The 24,138-nt window shown below is 53.6% G+C and carries 27 protein-coding genes; 16 read left to right on the forward strand and 11 right to left on the reverse strand.

Features of this window, described 5'->3' with window-relative positions:
• Positions 1-7: 7 nt before the first annotated feature.
• The 9 genes from E0765_RS10230 to rplS all read left to right on the forward strand — a co-directional run bounded on the left by E0765_RS10230 (position 8) and on the right by rplS (position 6,259).
• Positions 8-733: a zinc ribbon domain-containing protein gene (locus E0765_RS10230; protein ID WP_132813124.1), complete on the forward strand. Its 726-nt coding sequence runs from the start codon at positions 8-10 to the stop codon at positions 731-733.
• Positions 726-1,898: a lipid IV(A) 3-deoxy-D-manno-octulosonic acid transferase gene (gene waaA / locus E0765_RS10235; RefSeq protein WP_132813125.1), complete on the forward strand. Its 1,173-nt coding sequence runs from the start codon at positions 726-728 to the stop codon at positions 1,896-1,898. The genes E0765_RS10230 and waaA overlap by 8 nt, the downstream gene beginning before the upstream one ends.
• Positions 1,895-2,629, forward strand: coding sequence for an RNA pseudouridine synthase (locus tag E0765_RS10240; protein WP_132813126.1), 735 nt, complete (start codon positions 1,895-1,897; stop codon positions 2,627-2,629). Before waaA ends, E0765_RS10240 begins: the two co-directional genes overlap by 4 nt.
• Before the next feature lie 86 nt (positions 2,630-2,715).
• The gene (gene ffh, locus E0765_RS10245; protein ID WP_132813127.1) at positions 2,716-4,062 is read left to right on the forward strand and encodes a signal recognition particle protein; all 1,347 of its coding nucleotides are present in this window, start codon (positions 2,716-2,718) and stop codon (positions 4,060-4,062) included.
• A gap of 148 nt (positions 4,063-4,210) precedes the next feature.
• On the forward strand, positions 4,211-4,441 hold the full coding sequence (gene rpsP / locus E0765_RS10250; RefSeq protein ID WP_132813128.1) for a 30S ribosomal protein S16: 231 nt from the start codon (positions 4,211-4,213) through the stop codon (positions 4,439-4,441).
• 2 nt (positions 4,442-4,443) lie between these two features.
• On the forward strand, positions 4,444-4,683 hold the full coding sequence (locus E0765_RS10255; protein ID WP_132813129.1) for a KH domain-containing protein: 240 nt from the start codon (positions 4,444-4,446) through the stop codon (positions 4,681-4,683).
• Positions 4,664-5,218, forward strand: coding sequence for a ribosome maturation factor RimM (rimM, locus tag E0765_RS10260; RefSeq protein ID WP_132813130.1), 555 nt, complete (start codon positions 4,664-4,666; stop codon positions 5,216-5,218). Before E0765_RS10255 ends, rimM begins: the two co-directional genes overlap by 20 nt.
• Entirely contained in the window at positions 5,218-5,913 is a 696-nt protein-coding gene (gene trmD, locus E0765_RS10265; RefSeq protein ID WP_132813131.1) for a tRNA (guanosine(37)-N1)-methyltransferase TrmD, read from the forward strand. Before rimM ends, trmD begins: the two co-directional genes overlap by 1 nt.
• Complete coding sequence (rplS, locus tag E0765_RS10270) at positions 5,903-6,259, forward strand: 50S ribosomal protein L19 (protein ID WP_132813132.1); 357 nt, start codon at positions 5,903-5,905, stop codon at positions 6,257-6,259. The genes trmD and rplS overlap by 11 nt, the downstream gene beginning before the upstream one ends.
• Before the next feature lie 83 nt (positions 6,260-6,342).
• Here the strand turns inward: rplS and smpB are convergent, their stop codons facing one another.
• The 5 genes from smpB to E0765_RS10295 are packed head-to-tail and all read right to left on the reverse strand — an operon-like array spanning position 6,343 to position 10,660.
• Entirely contained in the window at positions 6,343-6,795 is a 453-nt protein-coding gene (gene smpB, locus E0765_RS10275) for an SsrA-binding protein SmpB (protein ID WP_132813133.1), read from the reverse strand.
• 2 nt (positions 6,796-6,797) lie between these two features.
• Positions 6,798-7,565, reverse strand: coding sequence for a 4-(cytidine 5'-diphospho)-2-C-methyl-D-erythritol kinase (locus tag E0765_RS10280; RefSeq protein ID WP_132813134.1), 768 nt, complete (start codon positions 7,563-7,565; stop codon positions 6,798-6,800).
• Positions 7,562-7,795, reverse strand: coding sequence for a carbon storage regulator CsrA (gene csrA / locus E0765_RS10285; protein ID WP_132813135.1), 234 nt, complete (start codon positions 7,793-7,795; stop codon positions 7,562-7,564). Before csrA ends, E0765_RS10280 begins: the two co-directional genes overlap by 4 nt.
• On the reverse strand, positions 7,789-8,610 hold the full coding sequence (truB, locus tag E0765_RS10290) for a tRNA pseudouridine(55) synthase TruB (protein WP_132813136.1): 822 nt from the start codon (positions 8,608-8,610) through the stop codon (positions 7,789-7,791). Before truB ends, csrA begins: the two co-directional genes overlap by 7 nt.
• A 1-nt stretch (position 8,611) precedes the next feature.
• Positions 8,612-10,660 carry an ATP-dependent helicase gene (locus tag E0765_RS10295; RefSeq protein WP_132813137.1) on the reverse strand — a complete coding sequence of 683 codons (2,049 nt, stop codon included), beginning with the start codon at positions 10,658-10,660 and terminating at the stop codon, positions 8,612-8,614.
• A gap of 163 nt (positions 10,661-10,823) precedes the next feature.
• On the opposite strand from E0765_RS10295, the gene E0765_RS10300 reads away from it, so the two are divergent.
• A complete protein-coding gene (locus tag E0765_RS10300) occupies positions 10,824-11,723 on the forward strand; it encodes a LysR family transcriptional regulator (RefSeq protein ID WP_132813138.1) in 900 nt (299 codons plus the stop codon).
• 56 nt (positions 11,724-11,779) lie between these two features.
• Here the strand turns inward: E0765_RS10300 and E0765_RS10305 are convergent, their stop codons facing one another.
• The 5 genes from E0765_RS10305 to E0765_RS10325 form a co-directional block, all read right to left on the reverse strand.
• Positions 11,780-12,241, reverse strand: coding sequence for a hypothetical protein (locus E0765_RS10305; protein ID WP_132813139.1), 462 nt, complete (start codon positions 12,239-12,241; stop codon positions 11,780-11,782).
• A 17-nt stretch (positions 12,242-12,258) separates the two neighbouring features.
• Positions 12,259-12,828, reverse strand: coding sequence for an aminotransferase class IV family protein (locus E0765_RS10310; protein WP_132813140.1), 570 nt, complete (start codon positions 12,826-12,828; stop codon positions 12,259-12,261).
• A gap of 1 nt (position 12,829) precedes the next feature.
• On the reverse strand, positions 12,830-13,753 hold the full coding sequence (cysK, locus tag E0765_RS10315; RefSeq protein ID WP_132813260.1) for a cysteine synthase A: 924 nt from the start codon (positions 13,751-13,753) through the stop codon (positions 12,830-12,832).
• 89 nt (positions 13,754-13,842) lie between these two features.
• A complete protein-coding gene (locus tag E0765_RS10320; protein ID WP_255417898.1) occupies positions 13,843-14,568 on the reverse strand; it encodes a response regulator transcription factor in 726 nt (241 codons plus the stop codon).
• Entirely contained in the window at positions 14,565-15,587 is a 1,023-nt protein-coding gene (locus E0765_RS10325; RefSeq protein ID WP_132813141.1) for a DUF4118 domain-containing protein, read from the reverse strand. Before E0765_RS10325 ends, E0765_RS10320 begins: the two co-directional genes overlap by 4 nt.
• A 140-nt stretch (positions 15,588-15,727) precedes the next feature.
• Between E0765_RS10325 and E0765_RS10330 the strand changes: the two genes are divergently transcribed.
• Positions 15,728-17,185, forward strand: coding sequence for an acetyl/propionyl/methylcrotonyl-CoA carboxylase subunit alpha (locus E0765_RS10330; protein WP_132813142.1), 1,458 nt, complete (start codon positions 15,728-15,730; stop codon positions 17,183-17,185).
• Positions 17,186-17,234: 49 nt separating this feature from the next.
• Here E0765_RS10330 and E0765_RS10335 read toward each other — a convergent pair whose 3' ends face one another.
• Complete coding sequence (locus E0765_RS10335) at positions 17,235-18,452, reverse strand: apolipoprotein N-acyltransferase (protein ID WP_132813143.1); 1,218 nt, start codon at positions 18,450-18,452, stop codon at positions 17,235-17,237.
• A gap of 68 nt (positions 18,453-18,520) precedes the next feature.
• Between E0765_RS10335 and yajC the strand changes: the two genes are divergently transcribed.
• Genes yajC through leuS form a run of 5 tightly spaced genes read left to right on the forward strand, consistent with a single transcriptional unit; the run spans position 18,521 to position 24,135 of the window.
• The gene (yajC, locus tag E0765_RS10340; RefSeq protein WP_132813144.1) at positions 18,521-18,787 is read left to right on the forward strand and encodes a preprotein translocase subunit YajC; all 267 of its coding nucleotides are present in this window, start codon (positions 18,521-18,523) and stop codon (positions 18,785-18,787) included.
• The gene (secD, locus tag E0765_RS10345) at positions 18,777-20,348 is read left to right on the forward strand and encodes a protein translocase subunit SecD (RefSeq protein WP_132813145.1); all 1,572 of its coding nucleotides are present in this window, start codon (positions 18,777-18,779) and stop codon (positions 20,346-20,348) included. Before yajC ends, secD begins: the two co-directional genes overlap by 11 nt.
• A complete protein-coding gene (gene secF, locus E0765_RS10350) occupies positions 20,348-21,319 on the forward strand; it encodes a protein translocase subunit SecF (RefSeq protein ID WP_132813146.1) in 972 nt (323 codons plus the stop codon). The genes secD and secF overlap by 1 nt, the downstream gene beginning before the upstream one ends.
• A 14-nt stretch (positions 21,320-21,333) precedes the next feature.
• Positions 21,334-21,675 carry a DUF6394 family protein gene (locus E0765_RS10355; RefSeq protein ID WP_132813147.1) on the forward strand — a complete coding sequence of 114 codons (342 nt, stop codon included), beginning with the start codon at positions 21,334-21,336 and terminating at the stop codon, positions 21,673-21,675.
• Positions 21,676-21,687: 12 nt separating this feature from the next.
• Positions 21,688-24,135, forward strand: coding sequence for a leucine--tRNA ligase (gene leuS / locus E0765_RS10360; RefSeq protein WP_132813148.1), 2,448 nt, complete (start codon positions 21,688-21,690; stop codon positions 24,133-24,135).
• Positions 24,136-24,138 lie beyond the last annotated feature (3 nt).

The following is a 24,138-nucleotide window of genomic DNA, read 5'->3' on the forward strand; positions in this document are numbered from 1 at the left end:
GAACCTTATGAACAAACACCTTGAACAGCTGATTGAATTGTCTCAGATCGATAAAGAGATCGATGCGTTTGAACCGCAAATCGAAGAAGCCAACCTTCAGTACGACGCGTTGACGGCGACGAAAAACGGCATTATCAACGAGATTTCGGCACTGAAACAAGAGATCAAAGACGAGCAGCTCAAAAAACAGAAAAACGAGCTTCACCTGGCCGAGCTCTCCGCCAAACTCGAAGAAAACGGCAAAAAAAGCGCGGAAGTCAAAACCGAGCGTGAAATGAAATCACTCCAGCTCGAAGAAGAGATCGCCAAAGAGCAGGTGGCGTTTGCCAACGAAGAGATCGAGCGCCTCGAAAAACTGATCGATCACAAGCAGGGCAAAATCGATGAACTCGAAGCCAAAGCGGTCGAGATCGAGGGGAACCTTGTCACCGTCAAAGCCGACGTCGATGTCAAGCTGGCCCAGATCGACGAAGAGCGCAAGGAAGTTTTCGCGCGCAAACAGACCCTTGTGTCGTCGATGAACCAAAAAGGGTTGTCGTTCTACCAGAAAATCCGCCGCTGGGCGAAAAACACGACGGCAGTTCCCGTACGCAACCAGGCGTGTATGGGATGTTTCATGGCGGTCAGCGACAAGATCTACGCCGACGTCATCAAAGGTGAAGAGATTACGACCTGCCCTCACTGCGGGCGTATCCTCTACCTCGAACCGACTTCTGACGCTCTCGGTGCGTAAGCTATTTTTTGATTTAGCCTATACCCTGCTGGCAGCGTTCCTATACGCTGTCACCCTTCCGGTCCTGATCCTCTTTTCCTTCAAGAAAAAATATCGTCATTCGCTTCCGGCACGGTTTTTCGGCGTGAAAAATCCTCCGTTTGCCCCGCACGATATCTGGTTCCATGTCTGCTCGCTGGGGGAAGCTAAAGCGATTGCCCCACTAGTGGAACGGCTGGGGGAGAAGCGTCTGGCGATCAGCGTCATTACCCACACGGGGCATGAGGCGGCGTCGAAATACGCCGCGCAGGTACGTTACCTCCCCTTTGAACCGTGGCTTTGGTTTTGGATCGAGCGTCCCAAAACGCTCGTCGTGCTCGAGGCCGAATTCTGGTATCTGCTGTTTCGGCTTGCGAACAAACGGGGTGCAAGGGTGATCGCACTGAACGCGCGCATCAGCGAACGGAGCTTTCCGAAATACTACAAAATGCGCTGGTTCTATCGCCGTCTGCTGGCCGAGTGCGACCGTATTTTCTGCCAGAGTACCGAAGATATGGCCCGTTTCATCGCCCTTGGGGCACGTAACGTCGAAGTGGTCGGAAACATCAAACTGGCGCAGAAGATTGAATCGACACGTTCCTACCCCAAGCCCGATGGGACGCTTATCGTTGCGGGAAGCACCCATGAAGGGGAAGAGGAAGCGATTCTCGAGGCGTTCGCCGCATATCGCGAACACAATCCCGAAGCGAAGCTCCTGGTCGTGCCGCGTCATCCCGAACGGTTCGGCAAAGTGGCCGAATTGATCGTTCAGCGTTTGCCGCAGATGGTTCTGAGCCGCTGGAGCGAATCGCGCTCGGTCGGAGCGGACGTCACGCTCGTCGACGCGATGGGAGAACTGAACAACCTCTATGCCATCAGTGACGTGGCGATCCTGGGCGGAGCGTTCAAGCCCATTGGGGGGCACAACCCGCTCGAACCGGCTACGTTCGGGTGCAAGATCATCAGCGGGAAAGAGATTTTTCACCAGCGCGAATTGTTCAAATACGTCTCGCACGTCCAGTTCGTCGAAAGCGAAGAGATTGCATCGGCACTGGTCCGTGCCGAAAAGCTTCCCCCCTCGCAGGTAGAAGGGAGCGTCGATTTGGGACGGATCGTAGAGTTTTTAAAAACGGAGAAAATAACATGAAAGAAAAAGCGTATAAATTATTAGCCCAGCAAGAGGGGATCTCGAACTCCGAAGCCAAATCGCTCATCGACCGGGGACTGGTTTACGTCGGCAATTCGAAAGTGATGATCGCCCGCGGCGAGATCAGCCCCAAAACGGTTTTCATCGTCCAGAAAGTTGAAAAAATCCGGCCGATTTTCGAAGACGAGAATCTGATCGTCGTCGACAAACCGGCGTTCATGAACTCCGACGAGATCGAGCGGCAGTTCAAAGGGAGCCAGCTGCTCCACCGGCTCGACCGTGAGACGAGCGGGGTCCTCATGCTCGTCAAAAACGAGGAGTTTCGCCTTAAAGCGATCGGGGAGTTCAAGCGTGACCGCGTTTACAAAGAATACGTCGCATGGGTTGATGGAATCGTCAGCGAACCGTTTGTGGTCGACCAGCCGCTCTTCACCGAGAAAAAAGGGAACAAGGCTTATACGAAAGTTTCGAAAAAAGGGAAACCCGCAATCACCGAAGTGACCCCGCTGGAGGTTTCGGCCAAGAAAACGAAAGTACAGCTCGTGATTCACCACGGCCGGACCCACCAGATCCGCGCCCACATGAAATTTGCCCAGCATCCGATCATCGGGGACGAGAGCTACGGCGGACGTCCTTCAAAACGGGTAATGCTCCATGCCAAAAAAGTGACGCTCCTGGGGCAGACGTTCGAAGCCCCCGAGCCGACGATTTTCGCCCACTTCGGGAGTTGATGAGACTCTAAAGTCTAAATCAAGCAAAAATTAAGTATAATTCGGAACTTTTTACGCCTTATTGAGGTCATATTCAGGAGTTATTGGTGTTCGACACGCTGACAGAATCGTTTACATCGGCCATACGCAAGATCCGTTTTCACGACGATGAAAAGGCGCTTACCAAAGCCCTTGGCGAGCTGAAAAAAGCGCTTCTCAAAGCTGATGTCCACCATAAAGTCGTCAAAGAACTGATCGATGCGGTCGAACTCCAGACCAAACAAAGCGGCATCGGCAAGGACCAGTTCCTCGGTGCCCTGCGCACGTCGCTCCATGCCCTTCTCGAAGTACCTGGCAAAAGCGGTTTCGTCTACGCTCCCGTCGCTCCGACCGTCATTTTGATGACGGGTTTACAGGGATCGGGAAAAACGACGACGACAGGGAAACTGGCCAACTGGCTTAAAGTGCGCCAGAAGAAAAAAGTACTCGTCGTGGCGGCGGACCTGCAGCGTCTTGCGGCGGTCGAGCAGTTGCGGCAGGTGTGCGGCGCCATCGATGTCGAACTCTACGCCGACGACGCGACGAAAAATCCCGTCGAGGTGGTCAAAGGGGCGATGGAACACGCCCGCAGAGCCCTCGTGGACGTGGTGCTGATCGACACCGCCGGACGTCTTGCGATCGACGAGGCGCTGATGGGCGAACTGGCCGAGGTCAAAGCGGCGGCCAACCCGCATGAAATTTTCTACGTTGCCGACTCTCTGGCGGGGCAGGACGCCGTCCGTACCGCCGCGACGTTCAACGAAAAAATCGGTATCGACGGCGTCATCCTGACCAAATACGACGGCGATTCCAAAGGGGGCGTCGCCCTGGGGATCGCGTCGCAGATCCAGGTGCCCTTGCGCTTTATCGGTTCGGGCGAAAAGATGGAAGACCTCGAGATTTTCCTCCCTGACCGGATCGTCAACCGCCTGATGGGGCTGGGAGACATCGAAGGGCTGGCCGAAAAGACCGCTTCGGTGATCGACGAGAAAAAAGCGAAGCAGCTGACCAAAAAGATCAAAAAAGGGGAGTTCAATTTCAACGACTTCCTCGAGCAGATGGAGAGCCTCAAAAAAATGGGGAGCATGAAGTCGCTGATCGGGATGATCCCGGGAATGGGGAACATGGCTTCCGCGCTCAAGGATTTCGATCTCGAAAACTCCGGCGAGCTCAAAAAGATCAAGGCCCTTGTGTCGTCGATGACAATGAAAGAACGCGAAGACCCCGAACTCCTCAACAACAGCCGCAAAGCGCGTCTGGCCAAAGGGGCGGGGCTTTCGATCATCGAGGTCAACCGCATCCTCAAACAGTTCAAGAACGCGTCGAAAATGGCGAAAAAGTTCTCGGGCAAAGAGGGGATGAAGAATCTGCAGAGCATGATGGGGCAGATGAAGGGGATGCAGCTTCCGCGCTGACCCCGGATACGAACGTTAAGCGAAGGGTTTGTATAAACTCCTCGCTTAGCGTTCAAAGCGGTTTAGAGGTTTCTCTTTTGCTTTTGTGGGCAAAACACTCTTCTAAGCTACTTTTAGCGTGAAAAATCAACACCAAGGAAACACACACATGGCAACAGTCATTCGCTTGACCCGTATGGGACGCAAAAAACAACCTTTCTACCGCATCGCGGTAACAGACAGTCGTAAACGCCGCGACGGCGGATGGATCGAACTGATCGGATACTACAACCCGATGACCGATCCTATCACGACAAAAATCGACGAAGAGCGTCTGAACTACTGGCTGAGTGTCGGCGCTCAAATGTCAGACCGCGTTAAAAAAATCACCGGTAAATAATCATGGTAGCCGACTTCGTCGCGGGATTCGCAAAGCTGATCGCCGCCTATCCTGATGATATCAGAGTAGAGTCGTTTGAAGGCGACGAAGTGACCGAGATCGTCCTCTACGCCAACCAGGCGGATGTGGGCAAACTCATCGGCAAAGAAGGGAAGATGATCGGCGCGATCAAAACGGTCATCTCGGGCTGCAAGGCCAAAGACGGAAAAAGTTACCGCATCAATGTCGAACCGCTTTCGTAACACCCTCTCCTCCGATTGGCTGCACGTCGCCACCCTCGGCCGTACCGTCGGCCTCAAGGGCGACATGAAACTCAACCTCCACACCGATTTCCCCGAACAGTTCAGTGCGGGTTCCACGTTTACCCTTGAAAACGGTACCGTCGTCACGTTCGAGTCGTACAGTCCCGAACGTGAAATCGTACGTCTTAAGGGGTACACGACTCCCGAAGCGGCCAAGGCCCTCACGAACGCCAAGCTTTTCACGACCAAAGAAGCGACGCGTGAGCGGTGCGGGCTCGAGGAAGGGGAATTCTTCTGGTTCGACCTGATCGGTCTCTCCGTCGCGGAAGGGGAGATGAAGCTGGGCAGCGTACAAGAGATCGAACGGATCGGCGCGCAGGATTATCTCCTTGTCGCGACCGATCCGGCCCTCGTCGCACGGGGACTTCCCGCGACGTTTCTGATCCCCTACATCGATCATTACGTCATCGAATGCGACACGGAAACCAAAACGGTTCGCGTCCGGGGCGGACTGGACCTCCTGGAAGCTTCCTGATGCGTTTTACGTACGTTACGCTGTTTTCCAACCTGATCGAGGGGTATTTCCAGGATTCGATCCTCAAGCGGGCGATCGAAGCGGGTCACTTTGATGTGGGGTATCTAAACCCGAGGGATTTCAGCGCCTCCAAACATGCCAAGGTTGACGACACGGCCGCCGGCGGAGGTGCGGGGATGGTAATGGTTCCGCAGCCGTTGTTCGATGCGTTGCGGACGCTCCCTGCGGATGCCCACATCATATTCGCGGCACCCGTCGGAAAGCAGTTCACCCAAAACGATGCCAAGCGCCTTGCGACCAAACAACACGTCGTTTTCGTCAGCGGGCGCTACGAAGGGATCGACGAACGGGTGATCGAAACTTTCGCCGACGAAGTGTTCAGCATCGGTGATTATGTTCTCACGGGGGGCGAGCTTCCCTCGCTCGTGATGACCGACGCCATCGTCCGAAATCTCGAAGGGGTACTCGGCAACAGTGAATCGCTCGATTACGAAAGCTTCGAAACGCCACTTTTGGAAGCACCTACGTTTGGAAAACCCGCTGTTTATGAGAATATGGCTGTCCCATCAGAATATTTAAAGGGAAACCATAGTAAAATTCATGCACTAAAATCGTCTCTGTCTGAATGCAAAACAAAATTCTTCAGGCCGGAGCAGCTTCTAAAGCATAAAATAAGGACATCTTATGAAAAATAAGTACATCGCTAGCTTCGAGCAAGCGCAAATCGCCGGTAAAGAAATTCCTGACTTTCGCGCAGGTGATACCCTTCGTTTGGCCGTAACCATTACAGAAGGTGAAAAATCTCGCGTTCAAAACTACGAAGGTGTATGTATCGCTGTCCGCGGCGAAGGCGTCAGCAAAACCATCACCGTTCGTAAAATCGGTGCCAACGGTGTCGGTATCGAGCGTATTTTCCCAATCTACAGCGACAGCCTCGAGAAAATCGAAGTTCTTCGCCGTGGTCGCGTTCGCCGCGCGAAACTGTTCTACCTCCGCGACCTTGCCGGTAAAGCAGCGCGTATTAAAGAACTCCGCAAATAATTCCCCTGCCGCTTCGGCGGCTTTTTTTATCCCCTCCCAAAACTTTTCCTGATTGTATATCGACACGAAGCGAGTGTTGAAGATTATTCCCCTTTTAGCGCCCGTTCGATATCGCGTTTGATATCTTTTTGTTTGAGATCCTCGCGTTTGTCGTAGAGTTTTTTACCCTTCACGATAGCCACCTGCATTTTGGCGATGTTACGGTCGTTGAAATAGAGGCTCAGCGGAACCAGGGTAAACCCCTCTTTTTCGACCGCTTTGAACATTTTCTCAATCTGTTTTTTGTGCAGGAGAAGTTTTCGCGCACGGCGCTCCTCGTGACCGTAATGGCGGTGGGTCGTCTCAAGGTGGCCGATATGGACATTGAAGACGAAGGCTTCCCCTTTGACGATTTTCACGAAGCCGTCTTTGAGATTGACACGTCCGGCGCGGATCGCTTTGACTTCGCTTCCCATAAGTTCGAGGCCCGCTTCGAATTTTTCCTCGATGTGATAGTCGAAAAACGCTTTTTTGTTGGTGGCGATCGTTTCACCCATAATTACTCATCCTTGATTTTGAAAAAACTGCTTCCGCTGCCGGAGAAAAACCATCCCTCTTTTTCGGCAAGCTCGGGATAGCACCCCAGTGCTGCGGGATAGAGGTCGTTGGCTTCTTTGGGCACTAGGGATGCGAGAATGTCACGTGAGGGCATCGCCTCGAGGCGCGTGGCCTCCTCTTGGCTAATCGGGTCGTAGAGGTGTTCCCGATAGTAGCGATACACCGCAGGGGTGCTGATGCGAAGATCGGGGGTAGTCACCTCGAATGCCATTGCCGGTTCGTCGTAAGGCTCGACGATCTCGCCGATCCCTTTGACGTTGGCACTCTCATAGCCGTAGACGAAAAACGGAACATCGGCTCCGACGTTTGCCCCGATTTCTGCGAGCTCGTCTTTTGAGAGCCCCAGCTCGAAGGTGTCATTGCACATACGTAAAAACGTGGCCGCATCCGAACTTCCGCCGCCGAGACCCGCGAAAGAGGGGATCTGTTTGTCGACGCAAACGGCGTGGGTTTCGAAAAAAGCAGACAGGGTGTTGGAACGGGTGGCGCTTTGTAGGTGTTTATAGGCTTTATAGATGGTATTGGATCCGACATCGCAGTCAAAATCCCCCCGGATTTCGAATTCGGGCGTTGTTTTGGACTCGAACCACAAAAGATCGCAGAGCTCTTTGACAAGGACGAAGCGGGAGGTGAGGGTATGGTATTCCCCTCTCGTTCCGGTGATTTTGAGAAATACGTTGACTTTGGCGTAAGCGGGATAGCGGATCATAATTTGAGTTTATGCACCAGTTGCTGCAGCAGCGATTCGTCGCTGGCGGCGGTGGAAGCCTCTTTATTGGAGTGTTCGACCGCCTTGACCAGTTCGCTGCGGAGAATCCGGATGTTATGGGGCGCGTCGATGCCGAGTTTGACCACCCCTTTTTCGATCGAGACGACTTTGACGGTGATGGTATCGGCGATAATAACGGACTCATCGGCTTTGCGGGAAAGGATCAGCATGCTTCAACCTTGTTTAGAATGTAATGGACACCGTCGTCATCGATTTCAACGACCGATATCGTTTCGCCGTTGTCGATCCAGTAGGTGCCGTTCTCGGAACATTCAAAATCGTTCCGCGAGAGCTTCTGCCCCAGGACAATGGCAGTCGTATCGCCATTATAGCGGTTTTTCGGCAGGGAAAGGCAGGTTTTGACATCGAGAGGCTTTTCGTTTTCAAAGACGAACTGCCCTTCATTGAGGCGTTCGAGGGCACTGAGGGCGCCGTCGCAACCGAGGGCCCGGGCAACCAGAAACCCCAGCGAACGGATATAGGTCCCTTCCGAAACGGTTGCTTCGAACGTCACGAACGGATGGGCATAATGCACGAGGGTGATGTCGTGGATGGTCGAGGTGACCGGACGTAATTCGACCTCTTTGCCTTCACGGGCAAGTTCGTAAGCCCGCTTGCCGTCGACGTGTTTGGCGCTGTAGCTGGGCGGGGTATAGGTGAGTTCCCCGATCATGGATCGTAGAACGTCTCGAACCCGGGATTCGTCGAGAAGGGGCACTTCCCGGATCGTTTCGATCCCTTCGATGTCGAGCGTCGGGGAAGATGCCCCTAGCCACAACGTTGCCCGGTAGCGCTTGGGCGTTTTGTCGAGGAAGCGGAAAAGGCGCCCGTGATTTCCGAGCGCAACGATCAACACCCCTTTGGCGAAGGGGTCGAGCGTCCCCGAATAGCCCGCTTTTTTAACTTTGTAGCGGCGTTTGATCCTCCCCAGAAGCTGGTTGGAGCTTATCCCGGAGGGTTTGTAAGCGACGAAAAGGCGGTTCACGTCAGAGCTTCTCCACGAACGAAGCGAGGATTTCGCGCTTGTTGCCCCCGAAGTTGATGAGCAGTTTGAATTCCCGTCCCGATTTGGAGACCCCCTCGACCCGTCCGGCACCGAAAATCTTGTGGCGGACGAGGTCCCCTTTTTTGTAGGAGGTGTTTTTTTCGAGGATGAGGGACCCTTCGCACAGCCCCGCTTCGTTGATGAACCGGCTGCGCTGCAGCTCGGTACGGCGCCCTTTGTAAAAGCGGCTGTTGACGCTCGAGAGGGTCAGCGCGCTTTTGGCACGGGTGAGGGCGACATAACCGAGGCGCCGCTCCTCTTCAAGATCGCTGCCGTCTCCGATGAGGGGAAGGAACCCTTCTTCGAGGCCGATAACGAAGAGGTGCTCGAATTCCAGCCCTTTGGACGCGTGGATGCTCATGATGTAGATGCTCTCTCCCTCGACCTGGTCCTGTTCGCTTTGCAGCGTGATGTCGTTGAGAAATTCCGAAAGGGAAGCTTCGGGGTTTTGTTTGACGTAGTCACGGAACAGACCGTAGAACTCGTCGACGTTCGAAACTTTGTCGGCTTCGTCGGGGAGCCCTTTGAGGGTCTCTTTGATTTTGAAACGCTCTTCGAGCAGATCGATGAAACGGTAAATCGCTTCGTCGGCCACCCTGCGAAGTTCGGTGATTTCGGCCACGAAATCGCGCAGTTCCTGGGCGCTTTTTTTCCGAACGAGGGCTTCGAGCTGGTCGTCGGGCAGGGTGGCGATGAACTCGAACATCGATTTGCCCGCCTCCATGGCGGAGAGCTCGATTTTGTCGATTGTCGCTTTTCCCAGCCCCCGCTTGGGCTTGTTGATGATCCGTTTCAGCGAAAAGTTGTCGTGGACGTTCGTGACGACGCGCAGATAGCTGATGAGATCCTTGATTTCGGCGCGGTCGTAGAAACGGAGCCCGCCGACGAGCTTATACGCGATTCCGGCACGGTTGAGCCCCTCTTCGAGCGAACGGCTGAGCGCATTGATACGGTAGAGCACCGCGATCTCGCTGGGGCGTACTCCCCCCTCGATCAGTTTTTTGATCGCCTTGGCGATTTTTTGGGACTCTTCGCTCTCGTCCCCTGAAGTGATCGTTTGCACCTCTTCCCCGCCGCTTTTCGTCGCGATGAGGGTTTTACCCAGGCGGGAACGGTTGTGTTCGATAAGGGCGTTGGCAACGGTGAGGATCGGCTGGGTAGAACGGTAGTTGTGTTCGAGCTTGATGACCGTCGCGTTTTCGAAATCCTGGTCGAATTCAAGGATGTTGCGCACGTGGGCGCCGCGCCACCCGTAGATGCTCTGGTCGTCATCGCCGACGACGCAGAGGTTGTTATGGGTCGTACAGAGTTTCTGGAGAATCCGTAATTGGAGTTCGTTGGTATCCTGGTACTCGTCGATCATGATGTAGCGGTATTTCTCCGACGTCTGGCGGCACAGCTCGGGATGCTCGTCGAGCAGTTGATAGGTGAGACACAGCAGGTCGTCGAAATCGACGAGATTGTTCTCTAGGAGGTAGGCTTGGTACTCCTCGTAGATTTTGGCGATGTGCTTGTAATTGGTGAGTTCGGCCTGCGCATACGCTTCGGCGGGATCGATAAGGGAGTTTTTATAGCGGGATATCTCACTGGCGATCAGTGCGGTGGGGAGGTCGGCGTTGATCTTTTTGATGATTTTCTTTTTATCGTCGGTATCGATGACAACGAAGTTGTTGGCCCGCCCGAGCAAGTGGATGTGAAACTTCAAAAACAGCAGGCCGAATTTGTGGAACGTGCACAGCAGGGGAGGGTAGGAATTTTGGCTGATGAGGTTCATCGCCCGCTCCCGCATCTCTTTGGCCGCTTTGTTGGTAAAGGTGAGGGTCAGCGTGTTGGCCGCCGGGATGCCTACCGCATCGAGCAGGTAGGCCAGACGGGATGTAATCGTTTTGGTTTTGCCGCTTCCGGCGCCCGCCAGAATCAGCAGGGGACCGTCAATCTGCTCGACCGCTTGGCGTTGTGCCTCGTTGAGATCCGAGAAAATTTTCTCCATGCCCGGGGTTGCCCTTGTGTTTAAGTTATTTTAATTATAGCCCAAAATTCCTACTATTTGACTTTTGAATGAGAGGGGAAGGGGAAACGGGAGAACCCCCCTTGCAATAGTTATAATAATGGGTTATAATACTGCTATTCATTCAACTTATGGGAATTATTACATGTTAAAAGATTTTGCAAAACTCATGACTTTCCTGACCGTGGTACGGGAAAAAAGTTTTTCAAAAGCATCCGCAAAACTCGGAATTTCGCAGCCTGCGGTAACGCAGCAGATCAAGTTTATCGAAGACTACCTCGATACCCGTATCGTCGAGCGTAAAAAGAACGGGATCAAGCTCACCAAAGAGGGTGAAGACCTTTACCGGATCGCGATCAAACTCGAAAAAGCGATCCAGACCTCCGAAAAAGAGGTGCTCAAAATCATTAACAAAGAGTTTACGTTCGTGGTCGGTGCATCGTATGCGATCGGGAACTACGTACTCCCCTCTTACCTCGGGCAGCTTAAAGAGAAGATCAACAACGAAGTCCATATCCGCGTCGCGTTTTCGGACGAAATCATCGAGCAGCTTCTGGACAAAAAGATCGATATCGCCCTCATCGAATCTCCCGTTTTCCGCGATGGCCTGATCTACCGCGAATGGGAAGAGGATGAACTGGTTATTTTTTCAAACCAGCCGATTCCCAAACAGCTCCGCAAAGAAGACATGTACAAGTTCGACTGGATCTGCCGCGACGAAAATTCGCATACCCGCAAACTCACTTCGGAAGTATTCGAAGAGATCGGCGTCGAGTGTTCGAGTTTCAGCGTCATCGGCGTCGTCGCCAGTTCGACCGCGATCAAAGAGACGATCATGCGCTCGCCCAAAGAGACACCCCGTCCCGTGGTTTCAGTCATCTCCCGTCACGTAATCGCCGATGAGGTCGAAGCGGGAAAACTCTTCGAAGCGCGGATCAAAAATTACAAGATCAAGCGTAAATTCTATATTGCATACAGCAAGGAACGCAAGCACGACGCTTTCATCGACAACGTCGTAACCTATCTTCTGGGACTGAAACTCTAAAGTCCTCCACACTATCGGCCTGTTGCCCGCCGAGGCGGGAACGCCGCGCCGGCTTTTTATTTCTTCTTAATAAACTTCTGATTTTCGGGATTGGAGAGAAACACGCTCATCGAATTCTGGATCCCTTCGCTTTTCTCGATTTCGGGGAGAGGCTGCTGCTCGTAGGGAAGGGCGAGGTTCACGAACGCGGGAGTGTCGTCGATAATGACCTGGACGATGGAAAGCAAGGGGACGGTGACAAAACTGCCGACGTTTTCATGGCCGAACCCGGCTTCGAAAATGAGGGCGTCGTTATCGATCCGTGCGCTTTCAAACGTGTAGCCCGCCAAAAAGAAGAGCGTCATGGCGCGGAATTCGTCGCTGATATGTTTGGGAAGCGGCGGATCGAACGTGATGTGTTCGATTTTGCACAAGATCCCGAAATTCTGCTCGTTTTCGAAAAGATAAATGAGCATATCCCGTACATGGGTCTCCATGAGACGGGCGAACGATGGACTTTTGATAATGTCGAACAGCATGACTACGGACCTGTTTTTTAGGAAATTATACCATTTTCCACTTCAACGAACCCCATCATCACGTTCATAAGGGCCGTTTTGTCGGACTTGGCGATATCGTCCGGCCTCAAAGGGGCGGGAGTCACGAATCCCTCCTCGATAAGGCGTGCGCGGGTCGTCCCTTCCAGTAAAGGGGCCTCGGGGGTCAACCATCGTCCGCCGATGCGGAGCGCAACGTTGGCGATTGTGGTATCGGTGAGAAAGCCGTTGCGGACGATCAGCACGTCGTCGCATTCGCCCCGTTGCTCGAAGAGCTCGTTTAGTCGGCTGCGGTCGGCGTATTTGAGACGGTAATCCAGATCGTCGGCGCGGATGATTTTCAGGGATGATATGACGCGCGGCACATAAGGATGGTATTCGATCCGTATCGATTCGGCATCGTAAAGGACGCGGCAGCGATAAATCCCCTCCGCGGGAGGCGCGATCAACGCCTCGAGACGGTAGCGACATTCCGAGCCGAGCGCGCGGAGCGAACGTTCCATCCGTTGCTGGTGGTAGAGGAGATGAAGAGGGATGCCCTCTTCGCACCGCAGGGTTTCGAGCAGCACGTCAGGCTTCGAAAAGAGGGGTGGAGAGATAGCGTTCGGCGGTATCGCATAAGATCGTCACGATCGTTTTGCCCCGGTTTTCGGGGCGGGCGGCGACGAGCGATGCGGCATGGACGTTTGCCCCTGCCGAGATTCCGACCAAAAGACCTTCGTTTTTTGCCAGCGCTTTGGATGCGGCGATCGCGTCTTCATTGCTGACACGGATCACTTCGCCGTACAGAGAGGTGTTGAGTACTTCGGGGACGAAACCCGCTCCGATTCCCTGGATTTTATGGGGGCCGGGACGCCCTCCCGAAAGGACGGGGGAGTCTTGGGGCTCGACCGCGATGATCTGCACGTCCAGGAGTGCGTTGCGCAGCGCTTCACCCGTTCCCGTAAGGGTACCTCCGGTTCCGACCGCCGCGACGAAGATATCGATTTTTCCCTCCGTGTCGCGCAGGATTTCCTGTGCCGTCGTGACGCGGTGGATGGCGGGGTTGGCGGGGTTGGCGAACTGTTGCAGTATGATCGCGTTGCCCGTTTCGGCGACGAGGCGGTCGGCTTCGTCGATCGCCCCTTTCATCCCCTGAGCGGCCGGGGTGAGGACAAGATTGGCCCCGAGGGCGCGAAGCAGATTACGCCGTTCGACGCTCATCGATTCGGGCATGGTCAGGGTAAGCTTGAGTCCCAGCGCCGCGCAGATCGATGCGAGTGCGATCCCCGTATTGCCGCTGGTGGGTTCGATGATGAGGGTGTCGGCATTGATTTTACCCGCTTCCATGGCCGTTTTGATCATGTTGTAGCCGATACGGTCCTTGACCGAGCTGGTCGGGTTCATAAATTCGCATTTGCCCAGTATCGTCGCCCCATCGGGAGAGGAGAGGCTGTTTAACCGTACAAGCGGCGTATTGCCGATAAGTTCAGTGATGTTTGCGGCGATGTTCATGATCGTAAACCCCGTTTTTTTACCCATTATAATCATAATAACGGTGAAATCCAAAATATCCTTAGTAATTTGATTTGGATAGTTTGTATTTAAGAGGACGATGTTCTTGAAGGATGATCTTCGGCGGAGGAGCAGATGAAACGGTAACCGATTCCTAATTCGGTTTGAATGTATGCCGGCGTGGTCGTATCTTTTTCGATTTTTTTTCTCAGTGCGTTGACGTAAGTGCGGAGGTATTGCATTTCGTGCTGATAACCGACTCCCCATACTTCTTTGAGGATTTTCGTGTGGGAAAGTACCTCGTTGGGATGAAGCATAAAATATTTTAGAAGACTGAATTCGGTTCGGGTGAGTTTCAGTGCGACTCCCGCTTTCGCGACGGTGAATTGTTCGAGGTCGATGACCAGATCGCTGCAGGCAAGGGTATTCCCTGATTTATGCAGGCCTAAAAAACGGCGCTGTGTCGATCGTACCCGCGCGAGAAGCTCGGAAGTGGAAAACGGCTTGACGACGTAATCGTCCGCACCCGCATCGAGAGAAGCGATAATCTCTTTTTCATCGCTGCGTGCCGAGACGACGATAATGGGCACAAGCAAATGCTGACGAATCGCCGTGATGAGTTCTTTGCCGTCACCGTCGGGAAGACCGAGATCGAGCAAAATCAGATCCGGACTGCGGGTCTGGAGTTCGCGCAGTGCGGTATGCCGGTCGGCTGCAAGCAGGGTTTTGTAGCCGTTTTGGCGCAGCGATGCGGAAAGCAGACGGCTGATGGCGTCGTCGTCTTCTATGATGAGGACAAGGGGCATATGGTTCATGCGACCTCCGGTTCGAAAAACTCCGGGTGGCGAAGAACCGGGAGTGTGACTTCAAAAGCGATGCCCAGCGGGGTGTTGTATGCCCTGATGTTCCCCTGATGTGCCGCAGCGATGTCCTGGCATATCGAAAGGCCGATACCGCTTCCGGATATATCGGCGCTGTTGCCGGCGCGGTAAAATTTTTCAAAGAGGTTGTTGAGATCACGTTCCGCAATCGGAGGGCATTCGTTTGAGAAAACGATGCGCAATTCTTTGGCAGTCGCTTTGATGTCGATGCCGATGGGGCGATCCTCGTCGGAATATTTGAGTGCGTTGTCCAGAAGATTGACAAAAAGCCGTACTAAAAGCCCGGCATCCCCGTAAAAGAGGGGAAGGTCGGCATCAAAACGGCAGGAGAGGCGTTCGAACCATGCGTCTTTGCGGAACTCCCGCAGCGCAATCGCCACCAGGTCTTCCATGTCGCACCACTCTTTTTTGAGAGGGGAACGGGAATGTTGCAGCCGTGCGCTGTCAAGAAGGTTGCTGATCAGGCGATTCATCCGGCGGCTCGATTCGATGATCTGCGAAAGGGCTTTGTACCGGACCGCCGGATCGGTGGTATGGGTTTCGACGAGAAAAGTCGCATTTCCCATGATCGATGCCAAAGGGGTTTTCAGGTCGTGCGAAAGGGTATTGAGCAATATTTCCTTGATGCTGTTGAGATGGATTCTTCTGGCCTGCAGGGTGATGATGTAGCCGACGACGTAAAAGATCGCGAAACTCCAAAGATAGATGAGATCGTGAACGACGAAACTAAGCGTCGGAGGAATGTACAGGGCGAGCAGCGCGACCGAGAGGGTGGTCACGACCGCGGTGGCCCTCATGCTTCCCCGCAGTGCGATGACGATGACCGGCAGAAGATGGATCAGCACGATATTGACCATCTCCAGTTCCCGTTTGAATACTTGCGAGACAATCGTAATGAAAGCGAAAAGGGCGATCGCGAGAAGGTAATGCCGGTACGGGTAGAGAACGTTCATCTTCGGGTCACTTTCGTAATGGTAACGTCATTGTATATCCGATTGTTGAAAATGGAGTAAAACGGCAGCGTTTTTTGATGCCATTTTGATGCGCTTTGTCTTACCATTTCACGATCAAAATTTTTAAACGGGAGCATTCCGTGGAAACCAAAAAAATCAGCAAGATTCTGATCGCCAACCGCGGCGAAATCGCTTTGCGCATCATCCGTGCGTGTAAAGAACTGGGGATCAAGAGCGTCGTCGTCTTTTCCGAGTCCGATCTTAACGGCGTATGGGTCCGTAAAGCGGATGAGTGTTATCCGATCCTGGGGGATCCGGTTGCCGCCTATCTGGATTACGAGCGGATCATTTCGTTGGCCAAGAAAGCCGAGTGTGACGCCATCCACCCCGGTTACGGCTTTCTTTCCGAGAGTGCCGAATTCGCGCAGGCGTGTATCGACAACGGCATCATTTTTATCGGTCCGAAACCAGAGCACGTAGCTCTTTTTGGGGATAAGATGGCGTCAAAAGTCGCAATGCGCGAAGTAGGGGTTCCGATGCTTCCGGGTACGGACGAACCGATCGATAACATCGGCGACGCGGAAAAAATTGCCGCGGATATCGGATTTCCGGTCATCATCAAAGCGGCATTCGGGGGCGGCGGACGCGGTATGCGTATCGTTGAAAAAGCCTCCGATTTCAAAGAGATGTACGAATCGGCGACGAAAGAGGCTCAGCGCTTTTTCGGACGCGGAGAGGTGTTTATCGAGAAATATCTCAAAAACCCCCGCCACATTGAAATCCAGATCGTAGCCGACAAATACGGCAACGTGGTTCACCTCGGCGAACGGGACTGCTCCATCCAGCGTCGGCACCAAAAAGTGATCGAGATCGCCCCCTCTCCGCGTTTGAGCGAGAAAGTGCGCCGGGAACTTTATCGCGTTTCAACGAAAGCGATGTTCAAACTGGGGTACGAGAGTGTCGGAACCATCGAATATCTTGTCGACGCCGAAGACAATTTCTATTTCATCGAAATGAACACCCGTGTTCAGGTTGAGCACCCCGTCACCGAAGCCATTTCAGGAATTGACCTGATCCAGCGGATGATCCAGATCGCCGAGGGCGATCCGCTCAAATTCCTGCAAGAGGAGATCAAATTCCGCGGGTACGCGATCGAATTCCGGATCAATGCCGAAAATCCGAAACTGAATTTCGTCCCTTCTCCGGGTCTCATCACAAACTACCTCTCCCCGGGGGGACCCGGAGTCCGTCTGGATTCGATGGCGTACACCAATTATCAAATTCCCTCGAATTACGATTCGATGATCGGAAAGCTGATCGTTTCGGGATTGACATGGGAAGATACGGTGCGCAAGGCGCAACGGGCACTGGACGAATTCCTGATTGAAGGGGTTCCGACGAATATTCCTCTCCACCGCCAGATCGTGCGGGATCAGGATTTCATCGACGGTAAGCTAGACACCGGCTATCTCGATACGAAATTGAACACTTTCAACCTCGAAGCGATCCACAATATGGACGATGAAGAGGCTAAAATGAAACAGATCCAGGGGATCATCAACGTCATCAAAGCCAACAATCTGAACGTCCGCCACTAAGAGACGGCCAAGGCCCGGAGGGCTTTGGCGATTTTTGTTCCTTTTTTCTTCAGTAAACTATTCCCGTTCCCCCGCCGTTGGCCGCATGAAAAACCACCGTACCGTTTTTCCGGGCGTAAAACCGTATCAGCAGTTTCTGGAGTGTCGGCTCGATGGAAGGTTTGAACCAGCCGTTATTGCTGATCCCGATCAGATAGCGGACTTCGGGGGTGTACAGTTCCGCCCGGGTCGCTTCGTAGCAGATCGCGTTGCGGAAACGGATCCCTTTGACGGTGAAATCGGTCGGTTTGTCCGCAGTCACGAAATCGCTTCCCCCGCCGAAAATTTCCCGGTTGACCCATTCGCGCAGGAAACCCGGAAGGGGGATGTATTCGCCGAAGGGGACGAGGACCGTTTTTTTGGCCACTGTGAGCGTTCCCCGGTCAAAAAAGTAGGCGACGTTGTAATTCAGGCCGTTTTCTTCGTGCAGGGTACCGGTCAATATGGCGATACGTTCGGAACGCTCCCGCAGCATTTTGACCAGCTCTTCTTGATGGTTGAGATACAGCGGAAAAGCCGATTCGGGGAGAACGACGAGGTCGTACCCTTGCGCGATCGCTTCGTCGATGGCGTCAAAGTTTTCCTGTACCGTCGTATAGAGGCGTTCATTCTGCCATTTGAAATCCTGGGAGATGTCGGTAGAGACGAGTTTGATTTTCAGCTCCGGCATGGGAGGGCGCGGATAGTTCCACTCAAGCGCGGGTAGGATCAGCAAAAAGGGCAGGGCTTTGCGGGCGTTTGTGAAATACCGGGTCGCGGCGAGGGCTGCAAGGACGAGGGCAAACTGCCACTTGTGTATGCCGACGTAACTCTCCACGAAAATCAGTTCGGGCTGCATCCAGTTGAAATCCATCGGCCAGACGAACGTGAGGGCAAAAAGGAGCGCTGAACGGACGAAGGGATTGGAACTCAGGCCCAGGATGCCGAAAAACAGAAGATAAACGATCCCGAACCCCAAAGCGACGAGTTCTCGCGCCCATCCAAGCCCGTAATACTGGAAACTAAACCCGATCCAGTAACACCATGCCAGTCCGATAAAAAAGCCTGCGGCGGGAAGGGAACGCCTCGGCGCGTGAAGCATGCCGTAGAGTGCGGCGAGAGCCGCAATGGTGTTGACGAGTCTGGACGTGTAGCCGAAGTGCTCGAAATAGATGAAGGCGCTGAACGACGCGGCGATGGCAAGCGGAAGGTACAAGAGTTCGATAAAGGCGGGGGATCGTAATTTCATGGGAGAATTATAGCGCTGTTAATGTCTTTTGAGTATAATGCGCTAATTTTCATTAATGAAGGAACCGCATGGAATTTCTCGTTCAAATCCTCCCGTTTGTATTTCTGATCGCTATTATGTATTTTGTGATCATTCGCCCCCAGAACCAGCAGGCCAAACGCCACAAAGAGATGGTCGAATCGCTTGAAAAAGGGGACAAAGTCGTTACCAGCGGCGGGTTGATCGTCGAAATCAAAAAAGTCGAAGAGAACTTTTTTGCCGTCAAATTCAACAATGAGACCGAAGGGCGCCTCGTCAAAGACGCGGTAGCCAGAAAGTACGAGGATGAAGCTTAATTACCGCGTCGTCATTCTCATCGTCGCCACCGTTTTCGGATTAATCTACTCCGTTCCCTCCTTCACCCAAAGCGAGGAAGGAAAAAAGATCACGTTGGGGCTTGACCTGCAAGGCGGTCTGCACATGCTTTTGGGGGTTAAAACCGATGAAGCGGTCAACTCCCAGCTCAAATCGATTGCGTCCGGGCTGAAACATTTCGGCGAACGAAACGACATCCTTCTCGACGGTATTGCCGTCTCGGAGGGGAAAGTCGTATTCGAGCTCCTCGATGCGGATGACGCGGCGGCCGTTAAAGAACATCTCAAAAGCGTAGACGGCGCGTCGGTCGGTGTATCCGGCGAGCGCTACGCGGTCACCCTCACCCCCGAATCGATTGAAAAACTGAAACAGCAGGCAGTCGACCAGGCAATCGAGACGATCCGCAACCGTCTGGACCAGTTCGGGCTTTCGGAACCTACCGTAGCGCGTCAGGGTGCCGATAAAATCCTCGTCGAGCTTCCGGGGATCAAAACACCCGAAGAGGAGCAGCGGGCGCGTGAGCTGATTTCGCGTGCCGCCAAACTCGAACTGATGGCGGTGGACGAAGACCGTGCCATGCGCGTCGGCGACATGAGCGACGCGGAAGCGGCGAGTTACGGCGATCAAATTCTCGAAGACGCGATCCAGCCGGGCGCCAAGCATCTCGTCAACGAAATCCCCATCCTGGATGGTTCAATGCTGACCGATGCGCAGGTCGGGTACGATCAGAACAACCGTCCCGTCATCAATTTTACGCTCAATTCCGAAGGGGCGCAGATTTTCGGAGACTTTACCGGTAAGAGTGTGGGCAAGCGCCTCGCGATCGTTTTGGACGGCAAAGTCTATTCGGCCCCGGTCATTAACGAACGCATCGGCGGCGGAAGCGGCCAGATCAGCGGGAACTACACGACCGCCGAAGCGAACGATCTGGCGATCGCATTGCGTTCGGGAGCACTACTGGCACCGATTTACATGATGGAAAAACGTTCCGTCGGACCGAGCCTCGGAGCCGACAGCATCCAGGCGAGCATGATCGCCCTGATGTCAGGGTTTGGTGCCGTCGTCATCTTCATGATGGTGTATTACGGCATTGCCGGCGTTATCGCCAACGTCGCGCTGGTGGTCAACATCCTGCTGATCGTTGCGGTCATGGCGATGTTCGGGGCTACGCTCACATTGCCGGGGATGGCCGGAATCGTTCTTACCGTGGGGATGGCGGTCGATTCGAACGTCATTATCAACGAACGGATACGGGAAGTCCTTGCCGAAGGTTCGTCGGTTAAACGGGCGATCGAAGTAGGATATCAAAATGCGATGCGTGCCATCACCGATTCGAATATCACGACGCTGATCGCCGCTATTGTCTTGTACGTATACGGGACCGGGGCGATCAAGGGGTTTGCGATTACCATCAGTATCGGTATTCTTGCCTCGATGCTGACGGCGATTCTGGGAACACACGGTATTTACCTGATGCTTCAGGACCGGATCACCAAATCCAATAATAACGCGTTGTGGTTCGGCGTGAAACGGAGAAAATAATGGAACTGTTTCGTTATACCAGACCGATAGGACTGATGGGCAAATCGAAATGGGCGATAGGACTTTCTATATTTCTAGTAGTCGCATCGATTTTTACGATCTTTACGAAAGGGCTCAATTTCGGGATCGATTTTGCCGGAGGAACGATTATCCAGGTGAAATACGACGGAGCGGCTCCGATTGACGCGATGCGCGAGAAACTCTCGGGCAACCCGATGTACGAAGGCGCTTCGATCAATGAATTCGGCTCTCCTGATGAGGTGGTGATCCGGCTTAAAAACACTTCCGAGAGTATGACCAAAGATATCGGGGACGTTACGCGAGAGGAACTTTCCGGGACCGGAAAGTTCCAAATTCGACGGGTGGATATCGTCGGAGCAAAGGTAGGAGGCGAGCTGCGTGAGAAAGGGATCATGGCACTTGCTTTGGCATTTGCCGGAATCCTGATCTACGTGGCAGTCCGTTTCGAATGGCGTTTTGCCGTCGCATCGGTATTGGCTTTGCTCCATGACCTTACGATCGCGGTCGGTGCGATTTCTCTGCTACAGCTGGAGGTCAATCTCGATGTCATCGCGGCATTGCTGACGATTTTGGGATATTCGATCAACGATACAATCATCGTTTTTGACCGTATTCGTGAAGAGATCACCGAGAATTCGGCGAAAACGCTCCATGAAATTATCGACGATTCGGTAACACGGACGCTGTCACGAACGACATTGACGTCTTTGACGGTATTGATGGTACTCGTCACCCTTTTCCTTTTTGGTGGAGAGATTATCAATACATTTACTACCACATTGCTCGTCGGTGTCGTAGTGGGTACCTACAGCTCGATTTTCGTAGCTTCTCCGCTGCTGGGTATTTTGGGTTTCGATGTCAAGCGTTATCGGGCCAAGCTATCCGAAAAAGCGGCCCGGGAAGCGGAAAAAGAGAAAATGCGCGCGCAATTCGAGCAGGGCGTAGTCTAACTAAGGAGTGAACGATGGATTGGGGCAAAGTAGTATACGTTTTTTTTACGCTGATGAGTTTGACGTCGACGGCGGCGTTTTTGTACGATCATACGTCGATGATGCTGTTCGTGGCGGCGAGTCTGAACATCATTTCGACGATTCTCAAGCTCGGCGTCCGTAACCTGCTGGCGGCCGAACTGCTGGCGGGATCGCTCGTTGCCGATTTGCACCTGATCCCGGCGTTCATTTACATGGAGGTTGTCGGCAGCGTCCAGTGGGCCGTAGCCCTGGCAATCGGCGCGCTGATCGCCAATCTTTTTTCGATCATCATGGTCTTTATCGAGAGTGCCAAATCCAAAGAGAATTACGAATAACAGGAGCCTTTTTTGAATTATTCCCCCGCAGAGATTGAAGCCAAATGGCAGCGCGTCTGGAGCGAAACCAAAGCGTACGAACCTGCCAACGATTTTTCCAAGCCTAAAAAATACGTCCTCAGCATGTTCCCCTACCCTTCGGGGCGGATCCACATGGGACACGTGCGCAACTATACCATCGGCGACGCGTTTGCCCGTTACTACCGTCAGCAGGGATTCAATGTTCTTCACCCGATCGGTTGGGACAGTTTCGGGATGCCGGCCGAAAACGCCGCGATCAAACACGGCGTCCACCCCAAAAAATGGACGTACGAGAATATCGCGACGATGCGCGGAGAGCTCGCCGGACTTGGTCTGTCGTTCTCGGAAGAGCGCGAATTCGCCACTTCCAACCCCGAGTATACGGCGTTCGAACAGGCGTTTATCATCGATATGTTCGAAAAAGGGCTGCTTTACCGTAAACAGGGATTTTTGAACTGGTGTCCGCACGATCAGACCGTTCTGGCGAACGAGCAGGTGGTTGAGGGGGGATGCTGGCGCTGCGGCACTCCGATCGAGCAAAAAGAGATGTACCAGTATTATCTCAAAATCAGCGATTACGCCGAAGAGCTTCTCGAATCGCTCAAATCCCTCGAGGGGAAATGGCCCAAGCAGGTACTCACGATGCAGGAGAACTGGATCGGCAAATCGTACGGGCTGGAGTTTCGTTTCAAACTCGATGAAGCGAGCGAAGCGAAGCTGGGAGCGGTATATGAGGGATTCGATGTCTTTACGACCCGTCCGGACACAATCTACGGCGTCAGCTACGCCGCGCTGGCTCCCGAACACGAAATCGTCCGGCATATGCTCTCGTTCGGATTGCTCGATGAAGCGAACGCCGAAGCTATCCGTGCCATGCAGCGGGTCGGCGCGCGCGAACGCGCCACACAGCCCAAAGCGGGAGTGGCGCTCGGAATCGACGTCATCCATCCGCTGACGGGGGCAAAAGTTCCCGTATGGGTAGCCAACTTCGTCCTCACCGATTACGGCTCTGGGGCGGTAATGGCGGTTCCCGCGCACGATGAACGTGACTATGAGTTTGCAAGTAAATACAACCTTCCGGTTAATCCGGTCATTTTCCCGGCCGAGGGCGAACTGCCGAGCGGCTGTGCCTATACCGAAGCGGGGATCCTGCGCGAGAGCGGAGAGTTCAGCGGGCTGGATAACACGGCGGCCAAAGCGGCCATCATGGATTATTTCGAGGCGAACAAGCTGGGCAAAAAAGTGGTCAATTTCCGTCTCAAAGACTGGGGGATCAGCCGTCAGCGTTATTGGGGGGCGCCGATCCCGCTGATTCATTGTGAGAGCTGCGGCATCGTGCCGGAGAAAAAAGAGAATCTACCCGTCTCGCTTCCCGAAGACGTGGAGATCACGGGTGAGGGGAACCCTCTCGATCACCATCTGAGCTGGAAACACTGTACCTGCCCCAAATGCGGCAAAGCGGCCATCCGTGAGACCGACACGATGGACACGTTTATCCAGTCGTCGTGGTATTTTCTGCGCTATACCGTCAAAAACGATTTTAAAGAGGCATTTGACCCCAAAGCGCTTGAGTACTGGATGAACGTCGACCACTACATCGGTGGGATCGAGCATGCGATTTTGCACCTCCTTTACGCCCGTTTCTTTACGAAAATGCTCCGCGATCTGGGGTATACGAAAAGTTCCGAACCGTTCGAGCATCTGCTGACGCAGGGGATGGTTCTCAAAGACGGCGCCAAGATGTCCAAATCCAAAGGCAACACCGTCGATCCGGGGGAACTCGTCGCCAAGTACGGCGCCGATACGGCACGGTTGTTTATCCTCTTCGCCGCCCCTCCAACGCAGGAACTCGAATGGAACGACAGTGCGGTAGAGGGGGCGTTCCGTTTTCTCAAACGTTTCGCCGACCGGAGCCAGAAGGTGACGCCGACCCAAACGATCCCCTTGATCGATCATTCGTCTCTTTGTAAAGAGGAGAAAGCGGCGCGTAAAAAAGTGTACGAAGCGCTCAAACGCGCCCAGGACGTCTACACCGAACGCCATACCTTCAACACCCTTATCGCCGGGGTAATGGAAGCGATGAACGCACTGAACGAGCAGAACCATCCGGGCGTCTGGAGTGAAGGTTACTGGATCCTCTCGGCGATTATGGAACCGATCGTTCCGCATCTGTGCTGGGAACTTTCCCAAAACCTGTTCGGGGGCAAAAATTTCGGTCCCCAAAAAGTGCTGGACGAGGTTTTTGAAGTCGATGCCGTTGCTTTGGGGGTTTCGGTCAACGGTAAAAACCGTGCCACGATCGAAGTGGGAGTCGGCGAGAGCAACGAAGCGATCCTTGCCGCAGCCAAAGCGGCAGTCGAAAAATGGATCGACGGCAAAGAGATCCTCAAAGAAATCGTCGTTCCCGGCAAGCTCGTAAATCTGGTTATCAAGGGATAAATG

Origin of the sequence: Sulfuricurvum sp. IAE1, assembly GCF_004347735.1 — a bacterium.
In the GTDB taxonomy this organism is placed as follows: Bacteria; Campylobacterota; Campylobacteria; order Campylobacterales; family Sulfurimonadaceae; genus Sulfuricurvum.

Excerpts from the sequence above, each read along its gene's own strand:
- E0765_RS10230 (WP_132813124.1), top strand. The coding sequence starts at position 8 with ATGAACAAACACCTTGAACAGCTGATTGAATTGTCTCAGATCGATAAA.
- E0765_RS10240 (WP_132813126.1), top strand. The coding sequence starts at position 1,895 with ATGAAAGAAAAAGCGTATAAATTATTAGCCCAGCAAGAGGGGATCTCG.
- rpsP (WP_132813128.1), top strand. The coding sequence starts at position 4,211 with ATGGCAACAGTCATTCGCTTGACCCGTATGGGACGCAAAAAACAACCT.
- E0765_RS10255 (WP_132813129.1), top strand. The coding sequence starts at position 4,444 with ATGGTAGCCGACTTCGTCGCGGGATTCGCAAAGCTGATCGCCGCCTAT.
- rimM (WP_132813130.1), top strand. The coding sequence starts at position 4,664 with ATGTCGAACCGCTTTCGTAACACCCTCTCCTCCGATTGGCTGCACGTC.
- trmD (WP_132813131.1), top strand. The coding sequence starts at position 5,218 with ATGCGTTTTACGTACGTTACGCTGTTTTCCAACCTGATCGAGGGGTAT.
- rplS (WP_132813132.1), top strand. The coding sequence starts at position 5,903 with ATGAAAAATAAGTACATCGCTAGCTTCGAGCAAGCGCAAATCGCCGGT.
- smpB (WP_132813133.1), bottom strand. The coding sequence starts at position 6,795 with ATGGGTGAAACGATCGCCACCAACAAAAAAGCGTTTTTCGACTATCAC.
- E0765_RS10280 (WP_132813134.1), bottom strand. The coding sequence starts at position 7,565 with ATGATCCGCTATCCCGCTTACGCCAAAGTCAACGTATTTCTCAAAATC.
- csrA (WP_132813135.1), bottom strand. The coding sequence starts at position 7,795 with ATGCTGATCCTTTCCCGCAAAGCCGATGAGTCCGTTATTATCGCCGAT.
- E0765_RS10295 (WP_132813137.1), bottom strand. The coding sequence starts at position 10,660 with ATGGAGAAAATTTTCTCGGATCTCAACGAGGCACAACGCCAAGCGGTC.
- E0765_RS10300 (WP_132813138.1), top strand. The coding sequence starts at position 10,824 with ATGTTAAAAGATTTTGCAAAACTCATGACTTTCCTGACCGTGGTACGG.
- E0765_RS10305 (WP_132813139.1), bottom strand. The coding sequence starts at position 12,241 with ATGCTGTTCGACATTATCAAAAGTCCATCGTTCGCCCGTCTCATGGAG.
- cysK (WP_132813260.1), bottom strand. The coding sequence starts at position 13,753 with ATGAACATCGCCGCAAACATCACTGAACTTATCGGCAATACGCCGCTT.
- E0765_RS10320 (WP_255417898.1), bottom strand. The coding sequence starts at position 14,568 with ATGAACCATATGCCCCTTGTCCTCATCATAGAAGACGACGACGCCATC.
- E0765_RS10325 (WP_132813141.1), bottom strand. The coding sequence starts at position 15,587 with ATGAACGTTCTCTACCCGTACCGGCATTACCTTCTCGCGATCGCCCTT.
- E0765_RS10335 (WP_132813143.1), bottom strand. The coding sequence starts at position 18,452 with ATGAAATTACGATCCCCCGCCTTTATCGAACTCTTGTACCTTCCGCTT.
- yajC (WP_132813144.1), top strand. The coding sequence starts at position 18,521 with ATGGAATTTCTCGTTCAAATCCTCCCGTTTGTATTTCTGATCGCTATT.
- secD (WP_132813145.1), top strand. The coding sequence starts at position 18,777 with ATGAAGCTTAATTACCGCGTCGTCATTCTCATCGTCGCCACCGTTTTC.
- secF (WP_132813146.1), top strand. The coding sequence starts at position 20,348 with ATGGAACTGTTTCGTTATACCAGACCGATAGGACTGATGGGCAAATCG.
- E0765_RS10355 (WP_132813147.1), top strand. The coding sequence starts at position 21,334 with ATGGATTGGGGCAAAGTAGTATACGTTTTTTTTACGCTGATGAGTTTG.